Annotated in this window: 17 protein-coding genes; 9 read left to right on the plus strand and 8 right to left on the minus strand. The window is 46.3% G+C overall.

Features of this window, described 5'->3' with window-relative positions; genetic code table 11:
• Positions 1-19 precede the first annotated feature (19 nt).
• Positions 20-943 carry a PstS family phosphate ABC transporter substrate-binding protein gene (locus AC1RNB_RS03120; protein ID WP_493080626.1) on the minus strand — a complete coding sequence of 308 codons (924 nt, stop codon included), beginning with the start codon at positions 941-943 and terminating at the stop codon, positions 20-22.
• A gap of 4 nt (positions 944-947) precedes the next feature.
• The gene (locus AC1RNB_RS03125; protein ID WP_493080628.1) at positions 948-1,130 is read right to left on the minus strand and encodes a hypothetical protein; all 183 of its coding nucleotides are present in this window, start codon (positions 1,128-1,130) and stop codon (positions 948-950) included.
• A gap of 270 nt (positions 1,131-1,400) precedes the next feature.
• Here AC1RNB_RS03125 and AC1RNB_RS03130 point away from each other — a divergent pair, with 270 nt between their 5' ends.
• The 3 genes from AC1RNB_RS03130 (at position 1,401) to AC1RNB_RS03140 (ending at position 3,909) form a co-directional block, all read left to right on the plus strand.
• A complete protein-coding gene (locus AC1RNB_RS03130; RefSeq protein WP_493080630.1) occupies positions 1,401-1,886 on the plus strand; it encodes a low molecular weight protein-tyrosine-phosphatase in 486 nt (161 codons plus the stop codon).
• Positions 1,887-1,944: 58 nt separating this feature from the next.
• Positions 1,945-3,312, plus strand: coding sequence for a histidine--tRNA ligase (gene hisS / locus AC1RNB_RS03135; protein WP_493080632.1), 1,368 nt, complete (start codon positions 1,945-1,947; stop codon positions 3,310-3,312).
• 102 nt (positions 3,313-3,414) lie between these two features.
• Positions 3,415-3,909, plus strand: a complete 495-nt coding sequence (locus tag AC1RNB_RS03140) for a hypothetical protein (RefSeq protein WP_493080634.1) — start codon at positions 3,415-3,417, stop codon at positions 3,907-3,909.
• 55 nt (positions 3,910-3,964) lie between these two features.
• Here AC1RNB_RS03140 and AC1RNB_RS03145 read toward each other — a convergent pair whose 3' ends face one another.
• On the minus strand, positions 3,965-4,372 hold the full coding sequence (locus AC1RNB_RS03145) for a hypothetical protein (protein ID WP_493080636.1): 408 nt from the start codon (positions 4,370-4,372) through the stop codon (positions 3,965-3,967).
• Between the two features lie 97 nt (positions 4,373-4,469).
• On the minus strand, positions 4,470-5,663 hold the full coding sequence (locus AC1RNB_RS03150) for a thiolase family protein (protein WP_493080638.1): 1,194 nt from the start codon (positions 5,661-5,663) through the stop codon (positions 4,470-4,472).
• A 103-nt stretch (positions 5,664-5,766) separates the two neighbouring features.
• On the opposite strand from AC1RNB_RS03150, the gene rlmN reads away from it, so the two are divergent.
• The 3 genes from rlmN (at position 5,767) to AC1RNB_RS03165 (ending at position 8,913) form a co-directional block, all read left to right on the plus strand.
• Positions 5,767-6,813, plus strand: coding sequence for a dual-specificity RNA methyltransferase RlmN (rlmN, locus tag AC1RNB_RS03155; protein ID WP_493080640.1), 1,047 nt, complete (start codon positions 5,767-5,769; stop codon positions 6,811-6,813).
• 209 nt (positions 6,814-7,022) lie between these two features.
• The gene (locus AC1RNB_RS03160) at positions 7,023-8,162 is read left to right on the plus strand and encodes a pseudouridine synthase (protein WP_493080642.1); all 1,140 of its coding nucleotides are present in this window, start codon (positions 7,023-7,025) and stop codon (positions 8,160-8,162) included.
• Between the two features lie 40 nt (positions 8,163-8,202).
• On the plus strand, positions 8,203-8,913 hold the full coding sequence (locus AC1RNB_RS03165) for an RluA family pseudouridine synthase (protein ID WP_493080644.1): 711 nt from the start codon (positions 8,203-8,205) through the stop codon (positions 8,911-8,913).
• A gap of 96 nt (positions 8,914-9,009) precedes the next feature.
• Here the strand turns inward: AC1RNB_RS03165 and AC1RNB_RS03170 are convergent, their stop codons facing one another.
• From AC1RNB_RS03170 to dinB, 3 genes are all read right to left on the minus strand, one after another.
• Entirely contained in the window at positions 9,010-10,287 is a 1,278-nt protein-coding gene (locus AC1RNB_RS03170) for a metal-dependent hydrolase family protein (protein WP_493080645.1), read from the minus strand.
• Between the two features lie 212 nt (positions 10,288-10,499).
• Positions 10,500-11,135: a peroxiredoxin gene (locus AC1RNB_RS03175; protein ID WP_493080646.1), complete on the minus strand. Its 636-nt coding sequence runs from the start codon at positions 11,133-11,135 to the stop codon at positions 10,500-10,502.
• Between the two features lie 92 nt (positions 11,136-11,227).
• Entirely contained in the window at positions 11,228-12,400 is a 1,173-nt protein-coding gene (dinB, locus tag AC1RNB_RS03180) for a DNA polymerase IV (RefSeq protein WP_493080647.1), read from the minus strand.
• Between the two features lie 110 nt (positions 12,401-12,510).
• On the opposite strand from dinB, the gene AC1RNB_RS03185 reads away from it, so the two are divergent.
• The 3 genes from AC1RNB_RS03185 (at position 12,511) to AC1RNB_RS03195 (ending at position 15,372) form a co-directional block, all read left to right on the plus strand.
• Positions 12,511-13,956 carry a S41 family peptidase gene (locus AC1RNB_RS03185; RefSeq protein ID WP_493080648.1) on the plus strand — a complete coding sequence of 482 codons (1,446 nt, stop codon included), beginning with the start codon at positions 12,511-12,513 and terminating at the stop codon, positions 13,954-13,956.
• A gap of 75 nt (positions 13,957-14,031) precedes the next feature.
• The gene (locus AC1RNB_RS03190) at positions 14,032-14,619 is read left to right on the plus strand and encodes a Crp/Fnr family transcriptional regulator (RefSeq protein WP_493080649.1); all 588 of its coding nucleotides are present in this window, start codon (positions 14,032-14,034) and stop codon (positions 14,617-14,619) included.
• A gap of 132 nt (positions 14,620-14,751) precedes the next feature.
• Entirely contained in the window at positions 14,752-15,372 is a 621-nt protein-coding gene (locus AC1RNB_RS03195) for a DinB family protein (protein WP_493080651.1), read from the plus strand.
• Between the two features lie 109 nt (positions 15,373-15,481).
• Here AC1RNB_RS03195 and AC1RNB_RS03200 read toward each other — a convergent pair whose 3' ends face one another.
• Positions 15,482-15,880: an acyl-CoA thioesterase gene (locus AC1RNB_RS03200; RefSeq protein ID WP_493080653.1), complete on the minus strand. Its 399-nt coding sequence runs from the start codon at positions 15,878-15,880 to the stop codon at positions 15,482-15,484.
• Positions 15,881-15,916 lie beyond the last annotated feature (36 nt).

Consider the following 15,916-nt stretch of genomic DNA (forward strand, 5'->3'; position numbering starts at 1 on the left):
TTTTTTTATAATTATAGTGTCAATCTGCATCTTTGATTTTTCCTAACCGCTGGTTAAACCCCATCTTAGCCGGTACAAGGAATGATCTCCGGAAAATCAGCTGTCCTCTTTCCAGACTCATGAAATTCATGAAGCCCGTTCCCAGTCCGGCAGAATTTTCCTTCAGTATATAATACAAGGGGCGTGCCAGCGGGTACTGACCATATGCCAATGATGCCTGCGAAGGCTTGGCAAACAGGTCTTTCTCTTCACATTTAACACATTCTACCAGCGCCGTCCTGATTTTCCTCAGCTGTGCCAGTTGTTTGGGATCGTAACTATCGCCCACCCAACTCAGCCCTACAAAACCTATTACATTCGGATTATTGGATACCACTTCTATCACTTCCTCACTGTTTTTTGCCGCTACCACATTTTTACCCAATGGCTCACCCCGCAGTACACTGTCCTGCAGGTAACGGATGGTACTCGTCGCATTTTTCCCATCCATCACTGCGGTGATATTGTTCCTGCCGCTGAGAATATCTTTCAACTGTGCAATGGTGAACACACTGTCTTTCGCAGCCCTGTTCACGATCGCGGTCACAGCATCGTAAGCGAGAATCCCGTATTGGGGTTTGTACGAAAGACTGTTCTCGAAGATCTCTGCCTCCGCATCGCTCAGTCCTTTGGCAACAATGATCATCCGCGTACTATCAGACTGCAGGTCCCGGAAACAGGCTGCTTCTGATTTATACGAAACTTCGATCCGGGTATCAGGGAAAGAGGAATGATGCACTTTCAGCTGTTCTTCTATAACAGGCTTAAAGCTTTCATCCACACTGATCCTGATCATACCCTTCGTAGGTGTATCCCGCGGATCCGCTTTTTTACCCGATCTGTTACAAGAAACAAAGAACAAAGACAGACCCACTAAAACACCGTATAACACACTGTTTCTCATCTTATTAATTACGCTTGATCCCTCTGTATAAACGAAAACCACCATATAAAAGACAAAGACTCCCAAAAAAGTACCTGAAAAATTCGTTGTCTTTATCCAGCAATTGTTCAATATTCAGCTTATCTGCAAACAACATCATCACCGCCATTCCGAGCAATAAAATGGCGATGGTGAGGTCATATGACATCCGCATTAAATTATAACTTTTCTTCTGTTTAGCTCTGAAATCATTCTCCATTTAACAATCAATTAAAACAGGGATGGGCAATTTAGGCAATAATTTTATTTGTGTCCAACAATTGTGGCCGACAATTTGAAACAATTCACCGGTTACTGCTTATGGGATGCGGGTTCCGCAGCAATTCCATAAACACCTGTATTTGATGCTAATGAATGTTAGCCGCTTTAGCCCTTTCACCAGGTAGCTGAATGGCAGCGGAACACTATCTTTGCGCTCATGAGAATTTTGATGGTTTGCCTGGGAAATATCTGCAGGAGTCCATTGGCAGAAGGCATCTTACAACAAAAAGCCCGGGAAGCGGGTTATGATTGGACAGTAGACAGCGCGGGCACCAACGGATATCATATTGGAGAACAACCTCATGTGTTATCGCAGAAAGTGGCCCGGGAACATGGGATCGATATCAGCGGACAATGCTGCAGAAAACTGGTGAAAGAAGATCTGCTTGTTTACGATCGCCTGTTTGTAATGGATCAGGAAAATTATGCGGCGGTAAAAAGGATCTGTGCAGACTATTGGCAGATAGAAAAAAATGACAGGAAAGTGACAATGATCCTCGATCTGCTTTATCCCGGCGAGAACCGCGAAGTACCCGACCCCTGGTATGGCACCGAAAAAGATTACCGGCTGGTATTTGATCTGCTGAGCCGGGCCTGCGACAAACTGATCGATCAATACAGCGCACAGCCAACAGCAGGATAAAAAAAGTATTTCTCAGTTATTTACCACTTTACAGAACTTCATTAACGAATACCTACCCATGAGCAAACCCGGCTTACCACAAGGAACCAGAGATTTCAGCGCAGCTATTGTACACAAACGCAATTATATTTTCCAGACCATCCGCCATGTATTTGAGTGTTATGGCTTTCAACCGCTGGAAACACCTGCCATGGAGAATCTGGATACACTGATGGGTAAATATGGCGAAGAAGGTGATAAACTCATTTTCAAGATCCTCAACAACGGTTTGGATAACCCCGATAAACACCGGCAGGCTAAAGAAGATTTTGAAAAAGTATTAGCAGGAAAAAATACCAAGGGAATTACAGAAAGGGCCTTACGCTATGATCTCACGATCCCTTTTGCGAGGTATGTGGCCATGAACTACGGACAACTCACCCTTCCGTTTAAACGCTACCAGGTGCAGCCCGTATGGCGTGCCGACAGACCGCAGAAAGGCCGCTACCGCGAGTTTTACCAGTGCGATGCAGATGTGGTGGGCAGTAAATCGCTATTAAATGAAGTTGAACTGGCGGGCATTTATGCCACTGTTTTTGAAAAACTGGGCATTGCGGTAGAGATCAAGATCAACAGCCGGAAAATATTGGCAGCACTGGCAGAACGCTGCGGTGGTGCCGATAAAATGGTAGATATCACCGTGGCCATTGATAAGCTGGATAAGATCGGATTAGAAAAAGTAAAAGCAGAACTGGCAACCAAAAATTTAACCGACGCTCAGATCAACACCATTGAACAATACCTTTCAATAACGGGTGGCAATGCAGAAAAAATAACCGCTCTCAAACAACTCATCGGCAACAACGAAACCGGTTTGAAAGGTATCGAAGAGATCGAGTACGTATTAAACTACCCGCTCACCACTCACCTCTCACCTCTCACCACTGATTTCACCCTCGCCCGTGGATTGAATTACTACACCGGTATCATTTTCGAAGTAAAAGCCCTGAATGTGCAGATGGGCAGTATTGGCGGTGGGGGAAGGTATGATGACCTTACCGGTTTATTCGGCGTACCCAATGTGCCCGGTGTGGGCATCAGTTTTGGCGTAGACAGGATTTACGATGTGATGGAAGAACTGAAATGTTTCCCCGAAGAAGTACAGGCCGGCACACGCGTACTGTTTTTTAACCTCGGCGAGGCAGAAAGCAAACAGGCATTTGGCCTGATGCAGCAATTGCGCAGCAAAGGCATCGCCAGCGAGCTGTTTCATGAGAATACCAAATTTGACAAACAGTTCAAATACGCAGAAAAAAAACAAATTCCCTTTGTAGTCATCCTCGGCAGCGAGGAACTGGCCAATGGCACCTGCCTGGTAAAAGACCTGCGCAAAAGCGAACAGCAAAGCATGACACAGACCGCATTGGCAGATTTTGCGTTCCTGTAACAACAGCTTTGTCAGGGTTGGCAGGTAAGTGGCTCTCTGCCGACAAACCCCCGTTTCCGCATCTTTGGCACAGTATTTTCATTACCCAGGTAAACGGGTAGTATGAAAAGAATTTTGTGTTTTTCACTTCTCTTGGCCGTGGTGTTGGTTTCCTGCAGCAGGAAAATGCAAACACCGGCGTCCAAAACGCCTGTAATACAGGGGTCAAAGAATAATAAACCGGATCAGCCTGTTACTGTGATCATACCGGAGGAGCCCAAACCTGTAGCGCCGGTTCCGGCACCGCGTGAGGTAACCGCTTTTTCTGAACCTTTGACGGTGATCGATGCTTCGGGTAATATCATTACCTCCCGCAGTAAGCTTCCCCCCGAGATCGGTGCTAAGATTGATTACCGCAGGATAGCACGCTCGTTTACACCCGGCCAGAAAAAAAACCTGATCTACCGCTTTCAGCTTTTACCACCCCGGGTGTTATATGTGCCCGAAAACCTGGCAAGCACGTCGGTAAGAGGTACCTATGTGATCTTCAAAAAGAAATTCTGGTACTGGAAGCAGGCAGACGGGCTATTTCATCTCGACAAAACCTACTACCAATAAAAAGGCCAGGATACTATCCCAGCCTCTTTGTATATACCGCAAGCAATCGGTGCGTTTATCGAACCAGCAGTGGTGAAATCCGTTGGTTCAGGTAGTTTTTTCTGTTAAAAGCGATCGCATCTGATTTGGTTCCCTCTAACTGGTAACCCATGGCATTAATGCTTACGCCAATTACTTTTTTGTTGGTATCTCTTACAAATTTGGCCGTGCCCTGGAACTGTACAATCGTGTACAGGTCTTCTCCTTCTTGTTTTTCAAGTGCAGAAGTTCCTGCAGAGGAAGACATCTCCAGCGCTCCATCTACCAGAGCAACTGTAACTTCGGCTACAACACTTCCATCAGGAAATTTATACTTACCTACATAATGCTGCAATGTGGAATCTTTAGCAGCCGGTGCCTGTTGCGCCTGCGCCATTACTACCATACCCACAGAAAAGAAGAAAAACAACAACATTTTTTTCATACAGTCATTTTTAGTGCATCCAAAATAATAATATTTAGGCAACAAACCATTTACCACACCTTAAAATATGCTTACAAGTGTAAAATAAAACAACCGGCTATACGCCTTCATAAATAACAGCCGCTCCCTGCCCTACGCCTACACACATGGTGGCCAGTCCGTATTTTGTGTGCTGCCGGCTCATCTCATGCAATAAAGTAGTAGATATACGTACCCCGCTGCAACCCAGCGGATGACCGATAGCGATGGCTCCCCCATTCACATTCACTTTTGCGGTATCGAGACCTAATTCTTTGATACAGGCCAGGCTCTGCGAAGCAAACGCCTCGTTCAGTTCTACCAGTCCCAGATCAGCAGCGGCCAACCCTGCACGCTGCAAAGCTTTCTGCGAAGCGGGCACAGGTCCCATACCCATAATGGCGGGATCAACCCCTGCCACTGCCATACTCACTACCCGGGCCATGGGTTGCAGGTTAAATAATTTCACGGCTTCTTCACTTGCCAGTAACAGGGCGGCGGCTCCATCATTGATACCGGAAGAATTGCCGGCCGTTACGCTGCCGTCTTTGGCAAAAGCGGGTTTTAGTCCGGCCAGTTTTTCCAGAGAGGTTTGGCGCGGATGTTCGTCTTCATTAAACCAGGTAATCAGCCGGTCGTTAATCATTTCAATGGCCGCTATTTCCGCATCCCATTTACCGGCTTCTTTGGCCGCAAAATATTTCTGTTGCGAAGAGAGGGCGAACAGGTCCTGCTCCTCCCGGCTGATATTCCATTCACGCGCCACATTCTCTGCCGTTTCGCCCATACTGTAAGGATGGTACATCTCCGCCAGTTTTTTATTGGTAAAACGCCAGCCGATGGTGGTATCGTAAGTTTCTACTTTCCGGTTCCAGGCCCCATCGCTTTTAGCAGTTACAAAGGGGGCACGGGTCATGCTTTCTACGCCGCAGGCGATATAAAACATTCCTTCATTACACATGATGGCGCGGGCGGCATCCATAACTGCCTGTAAACCACTGGCACACAACCTGTTCACGGTATTGCCCCCCACATTCACCGGTAAGCCGGCCAGTAAAGCGGCCATCCGGGCCACATCGCGGTTATCTTCTCCGGCCTGGTTGGCTGCGCCGGCAATTACATCTTCGATTTTAGAGGGATCGATATCCGGGTTACGCTGCAAAAGGGCTGTGATGGCATGGGCCAGCAGGTCATCCGGACGGATCGAACTCAGTTTACCGCCATACCTGCCCACAGGTGTTCTTACGGCATCAATTACATAACATGTTTTCATATATCGTATCGTTACTATTAGACTGAATCAGTAAAACAGGCGCAATATAGAGTTTGTAGTACAAAAATTACCCCTTCAGGGGCGCAGGCGGTATCTTTGCCGGATGAACAGTGAATTACCCAATATACGTCACCAGAGCCTGTCTGACCTTGAAAACTATTTTACCAGCATTGGTGATAAGAAGTTCCGGGTAAAACAGGTATGGGAATGGTTATGGCAGAAGCATGCGTTTAGCTTTGATGAGATGACGAACCTGAGCAAGGAACTGCGCAGCAAACTGGCTGCTGATTTTACCCTGCCCGCCCTGAAAGTGGATGCCACCCAGTTCAGCGATGATGGTACTGTTAAAAGTCGTTTTAAAACATTTGATAAACACCTGATAGAAGGGGTATTGATTCCCACAGAAGAGCGTAAAACCGCCTGCGTATCTTCCCAGATCGGTTGCAGCCTGAGCTGTAAGTTCTGTGCTACCGGTTATATGAACCGCAAACGGAACCTTACCTACGACGAGATCTACGACCAGGTAGTACTCATCAACAAACAAAGCGAAGCCACATTTGGCAAAAAGCTGACCAATATCGTGTTCATGGGCATGGGCGAGCCGCTGATGAACTATAGCAACGTGCTCAAAGCCATTGAAAGGATCTCGGCAGAAGATGGTTTGTTCATGAGTCCGAAAAGGATCACCGTTTCCACCGCCGGAGTAGCCAAACAGATCCGGATGCTGGGCGATGACCAGGTACGTTTCAAACTGGCGCTATCGCTGCATGCAGCCAACGATGCCAAGCGCAATGAGATCATGCCCATTAATGAGAGCAACAATATCAAAGTGCTGATAGAAGCCTTGAATTATTTCTACAAACAAACCGGCAACGAGATCACGCTCGAATATATCCTCTTCAAGAACCTGAACGATTCTGATAAAGATGCCGAAGAGCTGACCAGGATTTACAGACAGGTACCGGCCGATCTGGTGAACATCATCGAATACAACCCCATTGACGCTTTCCGTTTCACCAAACCCGATGAAGAAGGGATCCAGAACTTCATGGGTATCCTGGAAGCCAACAAAGTAAATGCCCGCTTACGCCGCAGCAGAGGGAAAGACATTGATGCCGCATGTGGTCAGTTGGCGAATAAAGGAAAATAGGGAACATCGAACAGACGAACAGATGAACAGACGAACAGATGAACAGACGAACAGATGAACAGATGAACAAGGAATATTGACCGGAAAGTGTATTCTATGACCTACTATTTTATAGTTCGTCTGTTCCTTGTTCTTCTGTTCATCTGTTCATTTATTCCCAATACGCTACCTTTGCCATTCCTGTTGAAAAACAGCATAAATACCACTACATGAAAAAAAGAACAGACAACTTCGACAAGTTTGCCAATAAAACCAGGGGCAGCGCCATTAAAGAAGCTTTCCGCCAGGAAAAGAAAAAAATCAAACAGGCCGCCCGCGCCGCAGGTGAAGAAATGCGGAAAAAGAAGATCGAGAAAATGCGGGGTGTGGTGAAAGAAGAAGAACCCCAACCGGCAAAAGCCAAATTCAGACCGCAGGATAAAGGCAAACCCGGTGCCCCTACCAAAAAATACGAAGTACGCGCACCCAAAAAACAACCTAACAGAAGAGATACCTCTGCTGCTCCTGCAGATGCAGCTGCCAAAAAAAGCACCCGCAAAAAGAAACCCGATAACAGGGCTCTCAATGCAGATTTTCCGAAACCGGAAAACAAACCCTTGACCGAATCCATGCCCCTGAATAAATTCATTGCCCATTCAGGCGTTTGCGGCAGAAGGGAAGCGGCTGAACTGGTGAAAGAAGGTAAAGTAACCGTAAACGGAGACAAGGTATTTGAACCCGGCTATAAAGTAAACGGTACTGAAAAGATCGTAGTAAAAGGGAAGCAGGTTTTTCTGCAGCGAAATTCTGTTTACATACTGCTGAACAAACCCAAAGACTTTATCACCACGGCCAATGATCCGGAAGGAAGAAAAACGGTGATGGACCTGGTCAAAAATGCGACGGAAGAAAGAGTGTACCCTGTAGGTAGATTAGACAGAAACACTACTGGTGTACTACTATTAACCAACGATGGCGAACTGGCCCAGAAACTGACACATCCTTCTTTCGAGATCAAAAAAATCTATGAAGTAACGCTTGATAAACCCGTTACCAAAAAAGACCTCGAATCCATCCTGGAAGGAGTTACGCTGGAGGATGGTTTTGTAAAAGCAGATGCAGCGGGTTATACTGATCCCAAAGACAAACACGTGATCGGCATAGAGATCCACAGCGGCCGGAACCGTATTGTACGCCGCATATTCGAACACCTGGGTTATGATGTGAAAGGCCTCGACCGTGTGATGTTCGCCAACCTCACCAAGAAAAATGTAGAACGCGGCAAATTCCGTTTTCTGCAGGAGAAAGAAGTGCGGTTACTGAAATTCATGAACCAGTCTTTCCTGCGAAAAAACAAAGAAACCAAATAACCGCTCCCTCCCCGTCTGGATAAGGAATAATCGTATTACCATGCACCTCGATATTATATTTGAGAACGAACAGTTCATCGCTATCAACAAACCTTCGGGTTTATTGAGCATACCGGATAGATTAGGACAGGAAATTTCTGTAAAGGATCTCCTGAAACAGAAACTGGGATCGATCTACACCGTACACCGCCTCGACCGCGATACCAGCGGCGTTATCGTGTTTGCCAAAAACGAAGAAGCACACAAGGAACTCTCCCAATTGTTTGAGGGCAGAGAGATGGAAAAATATTATGTGGGATTGGTGTATGGGCAGATGATGAATACGTCAGGCAGTATTGATGCACCCATTATGGAGCATCCGGGCAAGACCACGAAGATGATGACACATGCCAAGGGGAAAGTTTCCCTCACGGATTATGAAGTGCTCGAATCTTTCCGTTTGTATTCCTGGGTACAGTTCCGGATCCATACAGGCCGCACTCACCAGATCCGTGTACATATGCAGCATATCGGTCATTCCATCGTTTGTGATGAGATCTATGGCGATGCCAAACCTGTATTATTATCCTCGCTCAAAAAGAATTTTAAACTGGCCAAAATAGCCGAAGAAGAAAAACCCATCCTTTCCCGTCTGGCCCTGCATTCTTACCGACTGAAGTTTACCTTAGGCAGGGAAACCTTCGAGCTCGAAGCACCCCTCCCCAAAGATCTCCGTGCCGTTTTGCAGCAGTTGAGGAAGTGGAAGGGCTGATGAATCAATGAGTGAATGAGTGGATGAGTGGATGAGTGGATGAGTGAATGAGCGAATATGAAAGCCATTCAGTCATTCACTCATCCACTCATTCACTCATTCGTTCTTATACACCGTCCCGTTCTTCATCACAAACTTCACCCTGCCCATGGCTTTCACATCTTTCACCGGATCACCATCTATGGCGATGATATCGGCGAATTTGTCTTTTTCGATGGAGCCGATCCGGTCATCACCCAATAGATCGGCAGCATTTACGGTGGCAGCACGGATGGCTTCGAGTATGGGCATACCGGCTTCGGTCATGTAGGCAAATTCCATCCAGTTTTTTCCATGTGCGTATACGCCTGCATCGGTTCCGAAAGCGATCTTAACGCCGGCTTTATAGGCTTTGGCAAATGTGGCCTGTATATAGTTACCTACTACCAATGCCTTGGCGCGAACGATATCGGGATAATAACCGGGTTTCCTGGCAGAGTCGGCTGATGATTTACCGGCAATGATGGTAGGCACGAGATAAGTACCTTTCTGTTTCATCAGTTCCATCACTTCTTCGCTCATATAAGTACCGTGTTCGATGGAGTTTACCCCACCCAAAACCGCACGTTTCATTCCTTCTGCTCCGTGTGCATGTGCGGCCACTTTAAACCCATAGTCTTTGGCGGTAGATACAATCGCTCTTACTTCTTCCTCTGTAAACTGGGCACCACTGCCATCTTTGGCCATACTTAATACACCACCGGTAGCAGTTATTTTGATCAGGTCCGATCCTTCTTTGTATCGCTGCCTTACTGCTTTGGCGCAGTCGTCAACGCCATTCACCACACCTTCTCTCGGACCAGGATCGCCCATCAGGTCTTTGCGGTAATTATTGGTGGGGTCTGCATGCCCGCCCGTGGTGGCAATCGACTTACCGGCGGTGTAGATCCGCGGGCCTTTTACCCATTCTTTATTGATGGCATTCCGCAATGAAATATTGGCGCCGCTGCCACCCAGATCGCGAACAGCGGTGAAACCGGCCATCAATGTTCGCTCGGCAAATACCACCGACTGAAAAGCATAATCAGGCCCATTCCAGGTAAACCCGTTCAGGTAGTTGCCGGGGTTGGTTTCGCTTTCCATGTGTACATGCATATCAATCAGACCGGGCATCACGGTTTTATTTTTCAGGTCAACCAGTTTATCTCCCGCAGCGCCGGTGACATATCCCTTCTGCACATCAGTGATCTTATTGGCTTCAATGATCACCGACATTTCTTTCAATACCTGTAAATTTTTCACATCAATGAGTTGCCCGCAATGTAATATGGTTCGCTGGGCATAGAGGAGGTTCATCACCAGCATAGACAGAACCAGGAAAGATATTCTTCTCATAGCAGTTATTTCACAGAAAGATAGTAAGAACCCTTGAAATTCCTACTACTCCTAATAGGTCTATTGTTTTTATGCCACTACATGAGCTTGTTCTATGTTCTGCGCTCATCTGTTCGTCTGTTCATCTGTCCTCCCGCTAGTCTGTTCACAAAAAAGCCCCGATAGACATCGGGGCCGGAACAAGTACAAAAAATAAATAAACGATTGCCTGCTTATTTATTGGGCTGCGGCGTGTACCGCAGGTAAGGTTTAATCACATCCACTCCTTTCGGAAATTTTTTAATCGCATCATCCGTACTCACAGTCAGTGCCACAATCACGTCTTCTCCCTCTTTCCAGTCGGCAGGTGTGGCCACGCTGTAACCAGCGGTTAACTGCAGGGAATCAATGACACGCAATACTTCCACGAAATTTCTTCCGGTAGACGCCGGGTAAGTAATGATCAGTTTCACTTTTTTATCCGGACCAATGATGAACAGGGAGCGTACCGTAAAAGTTTCTGACGCATTGGGATGGATCATATCATAAGCATGGGCGATGCTTTTATCTTCATCGGCAATAATGGGAAAACCGACATATACATGCTGGGTTTCATTGATGTCTTTGATCCAGTTTTTATGACTGTCTACCGAATCCACACTCAGCGCCAGTACTTTTACATTCCGTTTTTCAAACTCAGTCTGCAGCGAAGCGGTTCTGCCCAGTTCGGTGGTACAAACCGGTGTATAGTCGGCCGGATGCGAGAACAATACACCCCAACCGGTACCTAAATACTCATAGAAATCGATATTACCTGCACTGGTTTGTGCCTGAAAATTGGGAGCAATATCCCCTAAACGTAAACCCATAGTATTTGATTTTATAAAACGAAAATAGTGATTTCCTATTAAAATAGTAGACTATTTTTAAACTGGTTTTCTGATCGGGCCATAGGCCTCCATTAATTACCGGGTTTTTTACCGGCAGATATCGTTCTTGCTTTTTTGAGGGAGGCTTTGCCAAACGTGTTTTTTACATCATCGATGGCCTTATAGAGCTTATTTTTCTTTTCTGCATCATCAAATAAACTGGCCTGAACCGGGTGGTTAGTGAGTTCACTAAGACGCACACCCAGCAGCCGAACCGGCTGTCCTTTACGATAGAGTTTATGAAAAAGGTCGATGGCTACCGGTATCAATTCATCATCGCGCAGCGTATAATCGATACTGGTCTGGCGGGAAGTGGTTTCAAAATCGGGATAGCGGATCTTCACCGCAATACAGCCGGTCAGTTTCTCATCCTGCCGAAGTTCGTAAGCCACTTTTTCGGTCATGCGAACCAATTCGCTCAGCAATACAGCTACATCTGAAATATTTTCTTCAAAAGTATTTTCTGTGGAGATGGACTTGGCTTCATGATAGCCATGTACTTCCCCATCATGCAAACCCTGCGATTTGCGCCAGAGATCGGCCCCATATTTACCCAGTTTCTTCTCCAGTACTGCGATCGGTGTTTCGCTCAGATCACGGATCGTGTATATCCCCATCGATTTTAACGTTAAAAATGTTTGCTCACCTACCCCGGAGAATTTATTCACCGGCAAAGGCGCCAGAAATTCTTTTTCCATACCGGGCTGTACAAAAAGATATCCATTGGGTTTGGCTTCATCCGTAGCTATTTTGGCAACCATTTTATTGGTGGCCAGTCCGAAAGAGATGGGCAGTTGCGTTTCTTCTATAATGGCTGCCCGCAGGTCTATCGTCCATTGGTAGGGATCGAAGAATTTATCCATGCCAGTCAGATCAATATAAAACTCATCAATCGACGCTTTCTCATACAAGGGAGCCCGGGCCGCAATAATATCGGTGACCCAGCGGGAATAACGGCTGTACTCACCCCTTGTGCCCCGAACAATAATGGCATGTGGACAAAGTTTCATTGCTGTTTTCATTGGCATGGCGCTGTGCACACCAAACTTACGTGCTTCGTAACTGCAGGTGGTAACCACGCCCCTGTCTCTGGAGCCGCCCACGATCACCGCTTTACCTTTCAGCGAAGGATCATGCAACATCTCCACACTCACAAAAAAAGAGTCGAGATCTAAGTGGGCAATATAACGTTGGGGACCGCTCATCCGTTGCGAAAGTTACCAAAGATCAGCGTTTTCTCCTCTTATAAATCACCCTTTTATGTGAAAGGCAAATCCTGCAAAACCGCCTATTTTAGCGGCTTCAACTGATACAAATGAGAACAATTGTACTGGTCATCGGCCTCCTGTTTTTTTATACCGCCCAATCACAGCAAGGCATCGTTTACGCCAAAGCACCTATTCCCGGTTTTGCCTTTCAAAAAATTGCCAAAGAACAATTGGCAGATGATATCCGCTTCTGGCAGAAAGTGATGGAAGAATCGCATGTGAATCTGTATCACGCCATCAGCAAAGAAGCGCTCGAAAAAAAAGAGAACCAGTTATTATCTGCTCTTGGCGACAGTATCTCTCAAACAGAAGCCGTTTTACTTTTCGGCAAACTGGCTGCGCTTTTGGATGAGGGGCATATTGGTATGCCTTCCAGCACCATAACGGATAGCATGTATACGAATTCTCTTCGTTTCCCTTTTCTTTTACAAAAAGCGACAGATACCAGTTGGATCGTAGACCGCGATCTGAGCAGTGAGCAACAACTGGGCGTAAATGCAGCGATTCTGGAAGTGAATGGGAAACCGGTTAGTGAACTTAACCAGCAATTCAGGAAGTATTATGGTGGACTGGAAACCTGGCGCAAACAACAGATCGCTACCTATGTACGTAAATTATTGTTCCTGCATGGGATGACAAGTCCTTACCGGATCAAAGCCAGAACGGAAGCCGGACAGATCATTGATTTCAGCACACCGGGATATTCCAAAAAGCAGGCCGATAGTCTGACCAAACTGCTGGCAGCCAATGTAAACCAGCCTGCGGAACCCTATACATTTACGATGCTGCCCGGCAATATCGCTTATATCAATTACCGGCAAATGGTGAACAGCAGAACTAACCCATTTTCGGATTTCCTCAAAAACAGTTTCACAAAAATCAAAGAAGCGGATGCGGCAGGGCTGATCATTGACCTGCGTGGTAATGGAGGAGGCAACTCTGCACTGGGCGATTCGCTCATCAGCTATTTTTCTACGAAACCCTATGTGTTGTCCGGCGGCATGAAATGGAAAAGCAGTACTCATTATAAAGCATTTCTGAAGCTGATGGAGAATACAGGTAATCCATCAGAAAACCGGTTTTACAATTCCCTCAAGGAGGGTGAAATGTATACATACCTAAATAAGGATTTACGCAAGCCTTTACGCAGGGACCTGACATTTACCGGTAAAACCGCTGTTCTCATTGGTCCCAATACCTTCTCCAGTGCCAATATGTTATCCGATGGAATCAAAAGTTTTCAGCTCGCCACCTTGTTTGGAGAACCTACCGGTGAGCCGGGAAATGATTTTGGAGAGATGTATAATTTCATGCTTCCCAACACACATATCATTGCCCGGGCCTCTACCAAAATGTTTACCCGCGCTGATGGGGATGAAAAAAACTTTGACCCGATACAACCGGATGTGCCGGTTAAGCCAAGCCCCAGAGACCTGAAAGAAAAAAGAGATCTGGTTTTGGAAACTGCCGTAAATTGGATAAAGAAACAATGAGTGAATGAGTGAATGAGTGAATGAGTGAATGATAGAATGTTTGGTCCATTGAGTAATCCGTTAATCCGCCAATCCGTGAATCCATCTGCCATCGAAGAACTGAGAAAATTCATTACGCCTATTCATACATTACAGGAAGAGGAGTGGAATGCGTTTGCTTCGATCTGGCAGCCGTTTTCGGCTAAAAGAAAAGAACTGCTGACTGCAGCGGGCGAAACAGAGAAGTACCTGTATTTTGTAACCGAGGGCGTTCAACGGGCGTTTTATCTCGGAGAAGATGATAAAGAAGCTACCATTGTTTTTACCTACCCTTATTCCTTCTCAGGTGTAGCCGATTCCTTTTTGTTGCAGCAGCCCTCCCGATATCATTTAGAGACCCTGACAAAAAGCGAATTCATCCGTACTACTTACCACCAGCTTCAGGAGTTGCTGGACCGTTACCACAATTTTGAAAAGCTGATCCGCAAAGCCACGAATTATACCCTGGCCGGCGTACTGGAAAGACAGATAGAACTGCAATGTTTCTCGGCCGAGCAGAAATTCAGAACCTTGCTGAAACGGAGTCCGCATGTACTTACTCTCATCCCGCATAAATACCTGGCTTCTTACCTGGGCATTGATGCAACCACTTTCAGCAAGTTATTGGGAACGGTGAGGGTGTGACGGAGTTTGGAGTTGGAAGAAAATGTACTCCAGACTCCCAACTCCTAACTCCAGACTTCTAAAAATCTTGGTCTACGCCAAGATTTATTATTCTCATCCGAGCCAGCTTTGTGGTAACAAAAACAAAAAACAATGCCAGTTTATTTATCACAAACCTTAACCGACTCGCTGATAGACCAGACAGATGCTTTTCTGAACAAAGCCGTTAGTGAATGGCAGATGCTGCCGCACCATCAGTTTGGTTATAAACCTTCGCCCGAAAAATGGAGCGCCAACCAGTGCCTGATGCACCTGAACAGTTATGGCCGTTATTATCTGCCGCTGATGGAGCAGGCCATCAACAAAGCCATCCGCGAAAAACAACAATCCGCCGTACGTTTTACCGCAGGCTGGCTGGGAAATTATTTTACCCAGATGATGCTGCCCAAAGCAGATGGAATTCCCGCTAAAAAAATGGCCGCTCCCAAAGACCATACGCCACAAACCAATAACGACAGCTATACAGTGATCGCTGAATTTATTGAACAGCAGGAGAAGTTATTACAGTTATTACGGAGATCCAAACAGGTAGACCTGAACAAGGTCCGGATCCCGATCTCGATTGCCAAATTCATCAAACTGAAACTGGGAGACACTTTCCTCTTCCTCATCGCCCATAACTACCGGCATATCTTACAGGCAGAACGTGCCTTACAGCATGCGGGGGTGCAATTGAAAAAAGTGGATGCGTTTGAGTTGAGCGGGCTGAAATAATTTGCGAATGACGGATTAGCGGATTGATTTTCTAATAGTAAGCTGTTATACAGTTCTAAAAATCCGCTAATCCGTCATCCGCTAATCCGCTAATTGAAATAACCGGAGACTATGAGAATCGTTTCAACAACGATTCCTCGATTCGTCTCGGCCGGCCGGTGGTTTTATCGAGAAGTACCCAGACACTTTTTGCAGTAATGATTTTTTTCTGGTCTGATGGGCGAATGATCTCGTAGTGCCTGTCCCAGCTAACCGTGGTATGTTCACCTGTCCAGGTCCGGATCAGCAGCTCATCGCCCAGTACGGCCTGGTGCAGGTAATCGATCTCATGCCTGCGCACCACCCATATAACTTGTTTTTCCAACTCATTCAATGCAACACTATGCCAATGTTTATCCGCCACATCCTGCATGAACTGTACGTAAACCACATTGTTGACGTGCTGAAGATCATCGATATGTTCTTCTGTTACCTGGAGGAGGTATTCAAAAACGGGGCTTTGTATCATGGTTTAGTTTGCTGAGTGCAATACTGCTGTACCCGA

Source organism: Sediminibacterium sp. GW821-FHT12F12, assembly GCF_058806635.1.